General features: G+C 70.2%; 15 protein-coding genes and 5 tRNA genes. 5 read left to right on the top strand and 15 right to left on the bottom strand.

All coding sequences use genetic code 11. The annotated features are described in order from the left end of the window. Positions 1-82: 82 nt before the first annotated feature. A complete protein-coding gene (ndgR, locus tag AC07AB_RS19465; protein WP_478568182.1) occupies positions 83-799 on the top strand; it encodes an IclR family transcriptional regulator NdgR in 717 nt (238 codons plus the stop codon). A gap of 144 nt (positions 800-943) precedes the next feature. Here ndgR and AC07AB_RS19460 read toward each other — a convergent pair whose 3' ends face one another. The 12 genes from AC07AB_RS19460 to AC07AB_RS19405 form a co-directional block, all read right to left on the bottom strand. Then, positions 944-1912, bottom strand: coding sequence for an anti-sigma factor RsbA family regulatory protein (locus AC07AB_RS19460; RefSeq protein WP_478568179.1), 969 nt, complete (start codon positions 1910-1912; stop codon positions 944-946). Continuing rightward, entirely contained in the window at positions 1902-2795 is an 894-nt protein-coding gene (locus AC07AB_RS19455) for an MEDS domain-containing protein (RefSeq protein WP_478568176.1), read from the bottom strand. The genes AC07AB_RS19460 and AC07AB_RS19455 overlap by 11 nt, the downstream gene beginning before the upstream one ends. A gap of 85 nt (positions 2796-2880) precedes the next feature. Next, positions 2881-2953: transfer RNA gene (locus AC07AB_RS19450), tRNA-Glu, on the bottom strand. A gap of 56 nt (positions 2954-3009) precedes the next feature. After that, positions 3010-3081: transfer RNA gene (locus tag AC07AB_RS19445), tRNA-Gln, on the bottom strand. A gap of 13 nt (positions 3082-3094) precedes the next feature. Further along, positions 3095-3167, bottom strand: a tRNA-Glu gene (locus AC07AB_RS19440). Between the two features lie 63 nt (positions 3168-3230). Beyond that, positions 3231-3303 (bottom strand) — tRNA-Glu (locus AC07AB_RS19435). Positions 3304-3346: 43 nt separating this feature from the next. Then, positions 3347-3418: transfer RNA gene (locus AC07AB_RS19430), tRNA-Gln, on the bottom strand. An 86-nt stretch (positions 3419-3504) separates the two neighbouring features. Next, complete coding sequence (locus AC07AB_RS19425; RefSeq protein WP_478568173.1) at positions 3505-4251, bottom strand: HAD family hydrolase; 747 nt, start codon at positions 4249-4251, stop codon at positions 3505-3507. 112 nt (positions 4252-4363) lie between these two features. After that, positions 4364-4561 (bottom strand): DUF397 domain-containing protein, encoded by a 198-nt coding sequence (locus AC07AB_RS19420; RefSeq protein WP_478568170.1) that lies wholly within the window; start codon positions 4559-4561, stop codon positions 4364-4366. Between the two features lie 12 nt (positions 4562-4573). Further along, positions 4574-4753, bottom strand: a complete 180-nt coding sequence (locus tag AC07AB_RS19415) for a Scr1 family TA system antitoxin-like transcriptional regulator (RefSeq protein ID WP_478568571.1) — start codon at positions 4751-4753, stop codon at positions 4574-4576. A 33-nt stretch (positions 4754-4786) separates the two neighbouring features. Beyond that, entirely contained in the window at positions 4787-4984 is a 198-nt protein-coding gene (locus tag AC07AB_RS19410; RefSeq protein WP_478568167.1) for a DUF397 domain-containing protein, read from the bottom strand. A gap of 10 nt (positions 4985-4994) precedes the next feature. After that, positions 4995-5846, bottom strand: a complete 852-nt coding sequence (locus AC07AB_RS19405; protein WP_478568164.1) for a helix-turn-helix domain-containing protein — start codon at positions 5844-5846, stop codon at positions 4995-4997. A 148-nt stretch (positions 5847-5994) separates the two neighbouring features. Here AC07AB_RS19405 and AC07AB_RS19400 point away from each other — a divergent pair, with 148 nt between their 5' ends. The 3 genes from AC07AB_RS19400 (at position 5995) to AC07AB_RS19390 (ending at position 7011) form a co-directional block, all read left to right on the top strand. Then, positions 5995-6324, top strand: a complete 330-nt coding sequence (locus AC07AB_RS19400; RefSeq protein WP_478568161.1) for a hypothetical protein — start codon at positions 5995-5997, stop codon at positions 6322-6324. Positions 6325-6466: 142 nt separating this feature from the next. Then, positions 6467-6793 (top strand): DUF6247 family protein, encoded by a 327-nt coding sequence (locus AC07AB_RS19395; RefSeq protein WP_478568158.1) that lies wholly within the window; start codon positions 6467-6469, stop codon positions 6791-6793. Further along, complete coding sequence (locus tag AC07AB_RS19390) at positions 6790-7011, top strand: hypothetical protein (RefSeq protein ID WP_478568155.1); 222 nt, start codon at positions 6790-6792, stop codon at positions 7009-7011. The genes AC07AB_RS19395 and AC07AB_RS19390 overlap by 4 nt, the downstream gene beginning before the upstream one ends. A gap of 73 nt (positions 7012-7084) precedes the next feature. On the opposite strand, the gene gltX is transcribed toward AC07AB_RS19390, so the two are convergent. The 3 genes from gltX to AC07AB_RS19375 all read right to left on the bottom strand — a co-directional run bounded on the left by gltX (position 7085) and on the right by AC07AB_RS19375 (position 9709). Further along, positions 7085-8569 (bottom strand): glutamate--tRNA ligase, encoded by a 1485-nt coding sequence (gene gltX / locus AC07AB_RS19385; protein ID WP_478568152.1) that lies wholly within the window; start codon positions 8567-8569, stop codon positions 7085-7087. Beyond that, on the bottom strand, positions 8562-9362 hold the full coding sequence (locus AC07AB_RS19380) for a fumarylacetoacetate hydrolase family protein (RefSeq protein ID WP_478568149.1): 801 nt from the start codon (positions 9360-9362) through the stop codon (positions 8562-8564). The genes gltX and AC07AB_RS19380 overlap by 8 nt, the downstream gene beginning before the upstream one ends. A 167-nt stretch (positions 9363-9529) precedes the next feature. Continuing rightward, positions 9530-9709, bottom strand: a complete 180-nt coding sequence (locus tag AC07AB_RS19375; RefSeq protein WP_478568146.1) for a hypothetical protein — start codon at positions 9707-9709, stop codon at positions 9530-9532. A gap of 547 nt (positions 9710-10256) precedes the next feature. On the opposite strand from AC07AB_RS19375, the gene AC07AB_RS19370 reads away from it, so the two are divergent. Continuing rightward, a partial coding sequence (locus tag AC07AB_RS19370) for a nitrate- and nitrite sensing domain-containing protein (RefSeq protein WP_478568143.1) occupies positions 10257-13522 on the top strand: 3266 nt, incomplete at its 3' end.

Here is a 13522-nt window from a genome sequence, read left to right as displayed (position 1 = left end):
TGCGGGGTGGTGCCGTTCAGGTTGGCGCTTCTCGGAGAAAATTGAACTTGCGTTTCACAGTGTGAGACGCGAGTATCGTTTCATGGACAACTCTAGCGGCGTCGGCGTTCTCGACAAGGCGGCTCTGGTATTGAGCGCTCTGGAGTCGGGCCCGGCCACTCTTGCCGGACTGGTCGCGGCCACCGGGCTCGCGCGCCCCACGGCGCACCGCCTCGCGGTGGCCCTTGAGCACCACCGGATGGTGGCCAGGGACATGCAGGGCCGGTTCATCCTCGGCCCGCGGCTGAGCGAACTCTCCGCGGCGGCGGGCGAGGACCGGTTGCTGGCCACGGCCGGTCCGGTCCTCACCCACCTGCGGGACGTGACGGGCGAGAGCGCCCAGCTCTACCGCCGGCAGGGCGAGATGCGGATCTGCGTGGCGGCCGCGGAGCGGCTCTCGGGGCTGCGGGACACGGTGCCGGTCGGCTCGACGCTGCCGATGAAGGCGGGCTCGGCGGCCCAGGTGCTCATGGCCTGGGAGGAGCCCGAGCGGCTCCACCGCGGGCTCCAGGGCGCGCGCTTCACGGCGACCGCGCTCTCGGGCGTACGCCGCCGGGGCTGGGCCCAGTCCATCGGCGAGCGCGAGCCGGGCGTCGCGTCGGTCTCCGCGCCCGTCCGGGGCCCGTCCAACCGCGTGGTCGCCGCCGTCTCGGTGTCCGGCCCCATCGAGCGCCTGACCCGCCACCCGGGCCGGATGCACGCCCAGGCCGTCATCGACGCGGCGGCGCGGCTCAGCGAGGCACTTCGCCGCACGGGGTGAGGGGACGGCGGTCCGTACCGCGGCCGCGTGCCCGTACGGGTTGCGCGGCCCGCTCGGTACGTACCGTACGTACGCCCAGCGCCGCCCGTACGCCCCGCGCCGTACATACGCCCCGCGCCGCCCCTACGACCCGCGCCGCCGCCGTCACAGACGCTCGGCGTCGCGCGGGCCCGCGATGTGCAGGGCGATGCGCGCCCACGGGCCGTCGCCGCGGATCTCCATGTACTCGCACAGGCTGCGCGCGAGCCAGAGGCCGTCCGCGGCGTCCGGGGCGGCGCCGGGCGGGTGGAAGCCGGCGAAGACCGGCGGCGGCCCGCCGCCCGCCGCGCGCCGGAGCAGTTCGCAGGCCAGGACGCCCGGTTCCGCCCATATCCGGACCGAGACGCGGGCCCCCGGGGCGGCCAGCAGATAGCTAGCCGCCTCGTGGACGGAGAGTTCGGCGAGCGAGAGCCGGGGGCCGGACAGCCCGGCCGCCGCGGCGCGTTCGCGCGCGAAGCGGCGGACGGCGGAGGCGTCGGCGGTCGGGCCGAGCCCCACCGCGCCGGCCGGCGGGGACGGCAGATCGGGCGCGACGGCCACCGCGTACTCGTCGGGCGCGGCGTAATCGGCGCACGGCAGCAGCCGCGCGCCGTCCACCAGCCCCGGATGGGTGGCCCGGGCGGCCGTCGCCACCCGGTCCGGCACGGCCCGCGTGTCGTACGGGCAGATCATCCACACCGGCAGGTCGGCCAGCAGCACATTGAGCCCGGCCTCCATCCGCTGCCACTCGGCGACCTGGTAGGCGGACTTCCCGCTCCACACGGGCTCGGCGATCATCCGCATCCGGCGGCCCGGCACCGCGCGGCGCGCGTGGTACCGCAGGAAGGCGGAGACCCGCTCCACCGGGCGGCGGCCGAAGAAGGCGGTCTCGGCGGTGTCCAGCGCGTACGCCCGCCCGCCGAGCGCGGCCCGCAGCGCGGTGATGTTGGCGGCCGTGGTCGCGGCCAGCACCGGCTCCCCCACCGCCAGCCCCCGCTCGGCGAACGGTACCGCCATCGCCAGGAATTCGTCGTCCGAGCCGTAGAGGCAGGCGTGGTGGGCGAAGCCGTCGGACGCGGGGAGGTCAGTAGGCATGGGCCGCCGCCAGCCGCAGGCCGGGGGTGCGGTCCCAGCCGATGAGCGTGATGACCTGGAGCAGGTGCGGCAGCAGCCCCGTCAGCTCCACGCTGTAGTGGCGCGCGGCGCGGGCGCGGGCGAACGCCATCAGCAGCCGCAGCCCTTCGAGGTCGAGGAACTCCACCCGCGACATCTCCAGCCGGACGTCGCCCCGCACGGCGGCGATCGTCTGCAGGGCTTCCCTGACGTGCCGGTGCGCGGCGGCGTCCACCACACCCTCGATGCGCAGCCCCGGCGGACGGTACGTACGCACGACGACCAACTCGGCGGTCTGTACGAGGGGATCCACTTCGACGCTCCAGGGGTGGGCCGACTCGACGGCGTCCGCGGCCTCTTCGTCGCAGCGGCTCAGGTCGTACTGGCACACGGTGAGCATGTCCCTGGTCCGGAACTCCTCGGCCAGCAGCGCCTCGTAGCGCAGCAGCCGCCCGCGGTCGTACGCCTCGTAGGGCGCGCCGCCCGGGTCGCCCGCGATGCGCAGCGTGCGGTAGCCCTGGGAACGGGCGCGGTCGCAGGCGGCGCGCAGCCGGACAAGTGTCGCGTCGGGGTCCAAGAGGCCGTCGCCAAGACAGAGTTGGGTGATGTCGACGATCTCGACCTGACCGTTGGCGCCCATCGCGGCCTCCGCGATCTGGTGACGCCTCATCAGTTCGCTGGCGCTGTACGGCCCGTCGCTGCCGGCCAGATAGAGGATCTTGTGGGCGGCCCGCAACCCGCCGACCAGGAAGCCCCGCAGGACGGAGACCCGCTCCTCCTCCGAGGCGAAGAGCAGGCAGGCGTGGTCGCCCGGGCGCAGCTTTCCCACCGGAACCTTGCGACGCGCACCGTCGGCTTGGGCCATGCCTGGATTATCGAGCCCGGCACACGCGCAGCGGAAGGTGCGCATGGAAAAGCCCCCCGCTTACGCGGAGGGCGTCTCAATTGCGTACCCCCGACCGGATTCGAACCGGCGCTACCGCCTTGAGAGGGCGGCGTGCTAGGCCGCTACACAACGGGGGCTAGCGTACAGACTCGCGTCTGCGTGTTTTCAGATGTCCGATTTCGACGATCCGAAGCTGGGCTACCAGGACTCGAACCTAGACTAAGGGAACCAGAAACCCTCGTGCTGCCAATTACACCATAGCCCATGGTATAGACCAGTACCCCCGACCGGATTCGAACCGGCGCTACCGCCTTGAGAGGGCGGCGTGCTAGGCCGCTACACAACGGGGGCCCTAGCGATCCTTGCGTCGTCGCATCCGGGAGCGACCCGGAGGCGACGGAGAGAAAGGATCTGTACCCCCGACCGGATTCGAACCGGCGCTACCGCCTTGAGAGGGCGGCGTGCTAGGCCGCTACACAACGGGGGCTCGCACTGCAGAATACAAGAGACCCCGTAATGATGATCTCTTGCTGGGCTACCAGGACTCGAACCTAGACTAAGGGAACCAGAAACCCTCGTGCTGCCAATTACACCATAGCCCACCAAAACACAACCCCTTGAAGGGCCTTGCTTGGCTTGCGCTGTCCGCTCCGGCCTCTCGGCCCGCTCGGGCGGCGCAGGAAGAACATTACCCGATCGGCGTCGACGCTCCAAAACGGGTATCGCCCCGCAGCAGACAGGAGAGCTGGTCGAGGCCGGTGATCCGATGCACCCCGGTCACCCCCGCCGGCAGCCCGCCGGGGGCATCGCCGGGAACACCACCGCGATCCAGCCAGATGCCGGTGAGCCCGGCGTCCCGTGCCCCGCACGCATCGATGTCGATCTTGTCCCCGACGTGCGCGACCTCGCCGGGCGGCAGCCCGAGCGCCTCGCACGCCGCGCGGAACGCGCCGGCCTCCGGCTTGCTGACACCCAGCTCGGCGGCGCAGACCAGCACCTCGAACCGTTCGCGCACCCCGAGCACGCGCAGTTTGCGGTCTTGATTGAAGGCGCTGGAATTCGACAGCACCCCGTGCCGATATCCGGGGGTGAGCCCGTCGATCGCGGGAACGGCGTCCGGAAACAGCGCCCAGGCGGCCTCGTAATGCCGCATATAACGCGCGAACCACGCATCCGCCTCGGCATCACTGGCCCCCTCCCCCAGAAACGACCGCACCCGCCCCCTGCGCTGCCCCTGAAAATCCACTTCCCTGGCCGCGAACCGCGCCCAGTGAAACTCCGTGACCTCCCGCCACCGCCCGAGCGCCACCTCCTCCGCCACACCCGCACCCAGCAGCCCCTCAGCCCGCAGATGCTCCAGCGCTCCGGTGCGGTCGGCCGTGGCGTAGTCGAAGATGGTGTCGTCGATATCCCAGAGAACAGCGCGGATCGGCATACGGCCGACGCTACCGATGACTGGACGGCTTGGGGGGGGCGGCGCCCGCGTCAGTGCGGCCATCCCCCACTTCGGGGCTTCCCTGGCGCCATCCTCGGCAAGGTGACCCCGGTTACCGGGGCGGACTGCCCAGCCGGTCACCCTTGATCGCGGCGAGCAGCCCTCGCAGACCACCCAGCGCTATGGACAGGACCGCATCGGGAGCGTCGCTCTCCCGGAGACGGACCGTGCCGTCCGGAGCGGCTGCGACATTGACGCAGTTGGCTCCCTGATTGCTGTAGGAAGACTTCTGCCAGCCAAAGCTGTTCATCTCGGCTCCTCGTTAGGTGTTCCGCACGGCTCGTCGGATGAAGTCGCGACTCCTACCGCTGGAGAGAGCGCACGCCTCCATACGGTCCAGAACACACCGGTACCTGGCCAGCCGCGCTTCGGCATCCAGGAGATCGCACCCGTGATCGGAGTCCAGAAGAACGGTGTCCGACTGCGGACCCGCCCCACGCATACTCACAGGTCATCCTCGGCAAGGTGACGCCAATTACCGGGGCGGACTGCCCAGCCGGTCGCCCTTGATCGCGGCGAAAAGCCCTCGCAGACCAACCGAGGCCATGGACAGGACCACATCGGGGGCGTCGCTCTCCCGGAGACAGACCGTTCCGTCCGGAGCCGCCGCGATATTGACGCAGTTGGCTCCCTCTGTGCTGTACGAGGACTTCTGCCAGGCATAGGTGATCACTTTCGCCCCCTCAGAGCTCCTTGGCCACGCGATGTATGAAGTCACGGCTCTTGCCTGCGGGGAGAGCACATGACTCCATCCGTTCAAGGACCGACCGATAGCGCCCCAACTGCGCCTCGGCGTCCAGAAACTCACATCCGTGATCGGAGTCCAGAAGGACTGTGTCCAGCTGCCGAACCGGCCCCCACGCATAGCTGATCGGCTGACCCGAAGCGGGGAAATCCACCTGGTCAAAGGGCACAACGAGGACTTTGATGTTCTCGCGTTCACTCATCTCGACCAAGTGTCGGAGCTGATCACGCATGATCTCGGGCGTACCGGCGCGCATACGCAAGGCGGCCTCGTGCACGATCGCCACATACGACATCAGCGGTTGACCGAAGAGGACCGCCTGACGCTTGACGCGGAACGACACTCGGTGCTCGATCTCGTGTGGGCGCAGCGCCGGAACGCTCTGGCGGAATGCGGCACGGGCGTGATCGACGGTCTGAATCAGCCCCGGCATGGTCACCACCACACCCACGTTCAGCGAAGCGGCACCTGCCTCAAGCTCAGCAACCTCCACCAAAGCGGCCGGCAGTAGCTCGCGATACTCGTCCCACCAGCTGCGACTGCGGCGCCCGGTCATGGCTGCCAGGGCCTCGACCAAGGCGTTGTCATCACAGCTGTAGGCGCTTGCCAACGCTCGTACACGGTCGGCACTGACCCCATGCCTTCCGGCCTCGATCATGCTCATGCGGGCCTGTTGTACGCCGATGTGTGCGGCTCCCGCCGTCGAGCTCAAACCGGCTCGTTCGCGCAGTTTGCGCAGCTCGACCCCCAGGCGACGCTGTCGCTGCGTGGGCGGACCGATGGCTGCCACAACTTCTCCCTTCTGCGCTCGCACAGAGAACTCACGTGTCCCCCACACGAGCGAACTGCGTATAACTTCCCCAAGTTAAAGCATAGATCTATACGTTTCTGCGTATCGTTCTAACACAGTAACTCCCGTGACAGAGAGGAGACTTGCCATGCCCACCGTATCCTCACGCCCGCCCCTCCCCGATCCCCCCGACGGCTTCGACCAGGAGATCCACGCCCTGGTAACCGCCACCGCTCCCCGCCTCTTCGCCGTGGTCGAGGAGTACGCCGCCGCAGACGGCGAGCGTGACGCCCATGTCGCCGCCTGGGGGCTCGCGTACGAGGACGGAAGTGCAGACGTCACCGCTGCGGGCGCCGGGTTCCGGATGTCCGTACGGAGGCCCGAACGCGCCGCCCAGCTGATCTCCCTGCGACCGGGCAGTGTGGGCAGTCTCGTGTGGCCGGCTCTCGTCACGGATGTGGATGGTCGCGTTGAGTGAGCGACCGGGCAAGCGCGGTCACGGGTGCTCACCGGTCGGCCCGCGCTCGTCGCAACGCGCGTCCCGGATGCGATCGGTGGCCGCACCCCTCTACGGTGGGCACGCTCGTCCCCCCGTCCCTCACCCACCGGAGGTCGCCGACATGACCCGCGAAGTCGACCCGGGCTCCTGCGAGAGAACTCCGGAAGCCATCCGTACGGCGCTCCAGCGGCGACCCGACTGGTTGCAGGGGTTCGAGCAGGAGTGTCTCAGTGCGGCCGCTGACTTCGACCAGGCGGCGCTGGACGATGTCCTGGACAGGTGGTTTCCCTTTGCCTGCGCCTGCGCCACTCCCGGGTATCTGGACCATGTGGAACAGACCGTCAAGCGTATGGCGGAGGGGGACACCGAGGGCATGGTCTTCCGGGACGCGGAGGGCGACGCCTACGACGCCGACAACAACCCCATCGACGCGGGGAGGTGTCCGTGAGTGCGTATGCGATCAGGTACGCGGATCGGGCGGCTCGGCGCAAGACGGTCCTGGCCACCCCGCAGCGGGCCTCGCTGGATGAGTTGGAGAAGCGACTCAGCCGCAATTCATTCAACCCGCTCGCGATGAACAATCGGGACAACAGTTGGTCAGCCACCTTCAAAGGCGGCTTCATCCCTTACGTCGTGATCAACGTCATCGGCCTGGTGGCCCTCTGACCCTGACACCCCATACGCGTACGGGCCCGGAAACCGGTGTGCGGCTTCCGGGCCCGTACCTATGGGCGTGAGGTCAGGCCGTCAGCTTGGCCAGCGCCGCGTCGATGCGCGGCAGCGTGCGGTCGCGGCCGAGGATCTGGAGGGACTCGAAGAGGGGGAGGCCGACGGTGCGGCCGGTGACCGCTACGCGGACCGGCGCCTGGGCCTTGCCGAGCTTGAGGCCATGCTCCTCGCCGGCGGCCAGGACGGCCTCCTTGAGCGCGTCCGCGCTGCTCCAGTCGGCGTCGGCGAGCTTGGCGCGGGCCGTGCGCAGCAGGGCGTCGGAGCCTTCCTTCATCGCCTTGTTCCAGGACGCCTCGTCCTCGGCGGGGGCGTCCCGGAAGAGGAAGTCGACGTTGGCGGTGATGTCGGACAGGACCGTGACCCGCGTCTGCGCGTACGGGGCGATGGCCTCCCAGGCGGCCTGGTCGAAGTCCTCGGGCGCCCAGTTGGCGTGCGGGGCCTCCAGCCACGGGGCGCAGGCCGCGGCGAAGGCCGCCGGGTCCAGCTGCCGGATGTGGTCGGCGTTGATCGCCTCGGCCTTCTTGAGGTCGAAGCGGGCCGGATTGGCGTTGACGTCCTCGATCTCGAACTTCGCGACCATCTCCTCGATCGAGAAGACGTCCTGGTCGGCGGAGAAGGACCAGCCGAGCAGCGAGAGGTAGTTGAGCAGCCCCTCCGGCAGGAAGCCGCGCTCGCGGTAGAGATTCAGGGACGCCTGCGGGTCGCGCTTGGAGAGCTTCTTGTTGCCCTCGCCCATCACGTACGGGAGGTGCCCGAACTCCGGCGTCGTCTTCGCGATGCCCAGCTCGGTCAGCGCCTTGTAGAGCGCGACCTGGCGCGGGGTCGAGGACAGCAGGTCCTCGCCGCGCAGCACGTGCGTGATCTCCATCAGCGCGTCGTCGACCGGGTTGACGAGGGTGTAGAGGGGTGCGCCGTTGGCCCGTACGATCCCGTAGTCCGGCACGTTCTCCGGGGTGAAGGTCAGCTCGCCGCGGACCAGGTCCGTGAAGGTGATCGTCTCGTCCGGCATCCGGAAGCGGACGATGTGGCTGCGGCCCTCGGCCTCGTACGCGGCCTTCTGCTCGGCGCTCAGCTCGCGGCACGTGCCGTCGTAGCCGGACGGCTTGCCGGCGGCGCGGGCCGCCTCGCGGCGCGCGTCGAGCTCCTCGGTGGTGCAGTAGCAGTCGTAGGCGTGGCCGGCGTCCTTGAGCCGCTGCGCGACGTCGCGGTAGATGTCCATCCGCTGCGACTGCCGGTACGGCTCGTGGGGGCCGCCGACCTCGGGGCCCTCGTCCCAGTCGAAGCCCAGCCAGCGCATCGCGCCGAGCAGCTGCTCGTACGACTCCTCGGAGTCGCGGGCCGCGTCGGTGTCCTCGATGCGGAAGACCAGGGTGCCCTGGTGGTGGCGCGCGAACGCCCAGTTGAAGAGGGCGGTGCGGACCAGGCCCACGTGGGGGTTGCCGGTCGGCGAGGGGCAGAAACGAACACGCACGGAAGAGGGGGTTGCGCTAACCACGCTTGATCACCTTATTGGTGAGAGTGCCGATGCCTTCGATGGTGACGGCGACCTCGTCGCCGACGCCGATGGGTCCGACACCCGCCGGGGTGCCGGTGAGGACGACGTCGCCGGGGAGCAGTGTCATCGCCTCGGTGATGTTCACGATCAGGTCCTCGATGGAGTGGATCATCTCGCCCGTGCGGCCCAGCTGGCGCTGTTCGCCGTTGACGGTGCACATGATCCCGAGGTCCGTCGGATCCAGCTCGGTCTCCACCCACGGACCCAGCGGGCAGGAGGTGTCGAAGCCCTTGGCCCGGGCCCACTGCTTCTCGCGCTTCTGGACATCACGCGCGGTGATGTCGTTGGCGCAGGTGTAGCCGAGGATGACGTCCTTGACGCGCTCCCGCGGCACCTCGCGGCACATGCGGCCGATGACGACGGCCAGCTCGGCCTCGTGGTGCACCTCCTCGGAGAAGGAGGGGTACGCGATGGGGTCGCCGGGGCCGATCACCGAGGTGGACGGCTTGAAGAAGGCGAAGGGCTCGTCGGGGACGGCGTTGCCCAGCTCGGCCGCGTGCTCGGAGTAGTTGCGGCCGAACGCGACGACCTTGTTGGGGAGTACGGGCGGCAGCAGCCGGACCTTGCTCAGCGGGACCTTGTGACCGGAGCGTTCGAACTCGGCGAAGGGGTGTCCCTTGATGATGTCGAGGACCGGGCCGCCTTCGGCGGTCCCAGCCTTGGCTTCTTCGACATCTCCTTCTACGACGCCGAAGGCGACGTTGCCGTCGATGGAGAACCTGGCGATGCGCACGGGAAGCCGCTACCCCTTCACTTTCACTGCGTTGAATCCGCTGGCCGGAGACTGATGGTCCAGGCTAACGCGGGGCGCGGCGGGGGTTCGGCCACTTCTCGGCGGAGGGGCGCTGGTGTCCGTCCCGGCCGCGGCGCCGGTCCGTCTTCCGCCGTCGGTTCCCGCCGTCAGTTCTCGGGCGCGTTCATCAGCGTGGTGCGGCGCGGGTTGGCCGTCTGCGCGGGCAGCTCGGCGGAGTGCTCCGGCGCTTCCGCCGCCGGCGTCAGCAGCTCCTCGGCGTCCTTCAGGTGCGCGAGGGTGGTGCGGCGCGGATTGGCTATGTTCCGGAAAATCATCGTCTTCTTCACTCGGGGCCGCCTCGCGTTTGTCGTTTCCGTTGCCTGTGTAAACGACAAGGCTAGGCACCCCTATCCCCACTGATCCGCGAGGAAAGTCACGTCGGGCATGTGAGTTTCCTCACGAGGTCTATGACAAAAGCCCCATAAGCGACAGCTCTTCCATCGCCACGAAACGGACATTGCACCACCGAACCAGACGTTCCGCTCTCGATCACCGCTACCGGGACACGCACGACCCGCGAGCGACTCGTACCCATAAGTCCGAAATCACGGACGCGACTTTGCACATCTCGTGACATGGCCCGCACATAGCGTTACTCACATCGCCCTCACGACTGCCGCTCTTGTTGGAGATCCTGCACTGTGCTGGAATTCCACGGACCGCCGTACGAATCATCCGGCGCGCGATGGGCGCAGAACAGCGCCGACAGCGGCGGTCGGAATGAGGGGTAGCGCGCCGGAACTCACGACCGCCATGGGGGCCGCGCGGTCCCCCACGACTCGACACCGTTCCGCCGCTCGCGGAGGGACGCCTGGTCCAGAGGTTGCGACGCTAGTGCAGGGACGTTTCAAGAGAGATGGCAACGCCGCGGCGGAGCCGGAGCCACGCGGTTCGACCGACCGCGGAGCTGCCGGTGCGGCTGCCGACGCGTCGAGTGGCGGCGAGCAGCCGGAGCGGCCGAAGGCGAAGAAGCCGACCGGCCCCGGCCCGCGCGTTGCCCTGCGCAACTGGCGCATCAGTACCCGACTGGTCTCCCTGCTGGCCCTCCCCGTGGTCGCCGCGACGACCCTGGGCGCGCTGCGTATCCAGGACTCGCTGGAGAAGATCGACCAGCTCGACCACATGAAGCTGCTCACCGAGATGACGCAGCAGGCCACCCGGCTCGCCGGCGCGCTCCAGCAGGAGCGGGACAAGTCGGCGGGCCCGCTGACCAACGGGGAGAAGAAGGACGACCAGGGGGTCATCGACCCCCGGCAGCAGACCGACCGCGCGGTCGCGGCGTTCAAGCACGCCACGGGCACCATCAAGCCCGAAGACCCGTCGATGGTCGGCGTCCGGAACACGATCGTCGAGATCTCCAAGCAGCTCGGCAAGATCAAGGAGATCCGCGGGTACGCGTACGACGACAAGGAGTACATCTCCCGGACCGTCGGCAACTACGACACGCTGATCACCTCCCTGCTGTCGCTCTCCCAGGACATGGCGCAGGCGACCAGCAACCCCGAGATGATCACCAGCACGCGTGCGCTCGCCACCTTCTCCTCCGCCAAGGAGTACGCGTCCATCCAGCGCGCCGTGATCAGCGCCGCGCTCGCCAACCCCAAGGGCCCGCACCTCTCCGAGAACGACCGCCAGTACGGCGAGTCGGCGCTGGGCAGCGAGGACGAGGCGCTCACCCGCTTCACCGCGATCCGCGCCAGCGACTCCCGTGAGCTGATGCGGGCGATCAACGGCGGCCAGACCGAGATCACCTCCGCGAGGACCAACGCGGAGCGGTGGCTCGGCAAGAAGGACGGCGTCAAGTCCGAGAAGACGTCGTACCAGGACTGGTACGACCAGGACAGCGTCCGGCTCGAAGAGATGTCCAAGATCGAGCAGACGCTGCTGACGCAGATGGACCAGAAGGCGCGCGAGCTGCGCGCCGACGCCCAGCAGGACGCGATCCTCAACAGTGCGCTGATCGTGCTGGTGCTGGGCATCTCACTGGTCGGCGCGTTCGTCGTGGCGCGCTCCATGGTGCGCTCGCTGCGCCGGCTCCAGGACACCGCGCAGACGGTCGCCCAGGAGCGGCTGCCCGAGCTGGTCAAGCAGCTCTCCGAGATCGACCCGCAGGACGTGGACACCTCCGTCGAGTCCGTCGGCGTGCACAGCCGGGACGAGATCGGCAAGGTGGCCGCGGCCTTCGACGACGTGCACCGCGAGGCCGTCCGCCTCGCCTCCGAGCAGGCCATGCTGCGCGGCAACGTCAACGCGATGTTCACCAACCTCTCGCGCCGCAGCCAGGGCCTCATCCAGCGTCAGCTCTCGCTCATCTCCGAGCTGGAGAGCCGCGAGGCCGACCCGGACCAGCTCTCCTCGCTCTTCAAGCTGGACCACCTCGCGACCCGTATGCGCCGGAACGGCGAAAACCTCCTCGTCCTCGCGGGCGAGGAGCCGGGCCGCCGCTGGACCCGGCCCGTCCCCCTCGTCGACGTGCTGCGCGCCGCCGCGTCCGAGGTGGAGCAGTACGAGCGCATCGAACTCAGCGGGGTGCCGCCGACCGAGGTCGCGGGCCGGGTCGTCAACGACCTCGTGCACCTCCTCGCCGAGCTGCTGGAGAACGCGACGTCGTTCTCGTCCCCGCAGACCAAGGTCAAGGTCACCGGTCACGCGCTGCCCGACGGGCGGGTGCTCGTCGAGATCCACGACACGGGCATCGGGCTCTCCCCCGAAGACCTCGCCGCGATCAACGAGCGGCTCGCCAGCCCGCCGACGGTGGACGTGTCCGTCTCCCGGCGCATGGGCCTCTTCGTGGTCGGCCGCCTCTCCCTGCGCCACGGCATCCGCATCCAGCTGCGCCCCTCCGACTCGGGCGGCACCACCGCGCTGGTCATGCTGCCGGTCGACGTCGCCCAGGGCGGCAAGAAGCCCGTACCGAGCAACGCGCCCGGCGCGTCCACCCCCGGCATCGGCGGCAACGCCGCCCCCGGCCTCGTCGACTCCGCGCCGCCCCGCCGTCAGGTCCCGGGCCCGGGACCGCGTCCGGCGCTGCCGGGCAAGGGCGGACCGGTCGGCCAAGGCGGCCAACCGGGCAGGCCCGGTCAGCCCGGTCAGGGCGGTCAGCCCGGTCAGGGTGCCGGCCCCGGCGACCAGCCCGTCCGTCCCAGCACCACCGAGAGCGGTCTGCCGACCCGCCCCGTCGGCGCGGGCCTCGCCCCGGCCGCGCCCCCGTCGGGCGGTGCCAGCCTCTTCGACAACGGCGCCCCGCGCGCCACCGGCGTGGACCGTACGAGCACCCGTCCCGACGGCCGCCCGGCGATACAGCCGCGTGGCAAGGGACCGGGCCCCTCCGTCGCCCCGCCGACCGGCGCACCCGCCTCGGGCGACCGCGCCCGCCGGCCGCAGCTCCCGCCCCGCGGCCCCGCGGGCGAGCTGCCCGGCGGCCCCTCCGAGGACCTCGCCGGCCGCGGCCCCCGGCAGCCCGCCACGAGCTGGGGCAGCGACAGCGGCCAGCGCTCCGGCGCGGCCCCCATGGACGACTGGCCTCTCACCGAGGACGGCTCCCCGCGCGGTGGGCAGGACAGCCCGCGCGGCCATGAGGACGTGGACTCCCCGTCCGCTTTCGCCCGCCCGGGCAACCGCGCTCCGGGCGGCACCGACGGCGCGGGCGCGCCGTTGGCAGGCCGCGGCGGCCCCGGCGACACGGGCGAGTTCACCCGTCCCGGGCGCGGTGGGCCGGGCGACACCGGCCAGTTCGCACAGCCGAACCAGGGCGGACCCGGTGACACCGGCCAGTTCCCGCAGCCGAACCAGGGCGGACGCGGCGACACGGGCCAGTTCGCACAGCCGGGCCAGGGCGGACGCGGCGACACGGGCCAGTTCCCGCAGCCGGGCCAGCCCGCGAACGGTCCCGGCGACACCTCGCAGTTCCCGCGCATCGGCGGCCCCGGCGACACCGGCGAGTACGCACAGCCCAACCAGGGCGCGCGCAACGACACGGGCGAGTTCGCACAGCCCGGCCGTGACGGACGCGGCGACACGGGCCAGTTCCCGCAGCCGGGCCAGCCCGCGAACGGTCCCGGCGACACCTCGCAGTTCCCGCGCATCGGCGGCCCCGGCGG

The sequence above is a fragment of the Streptomyces sp. NPDC044033 genome, assembly GCF_056434425.1.
Note: the sequence above shows the minus strand (reverse complement) of the source record. Positions and strands in the feature narration are given on the sequence as shown.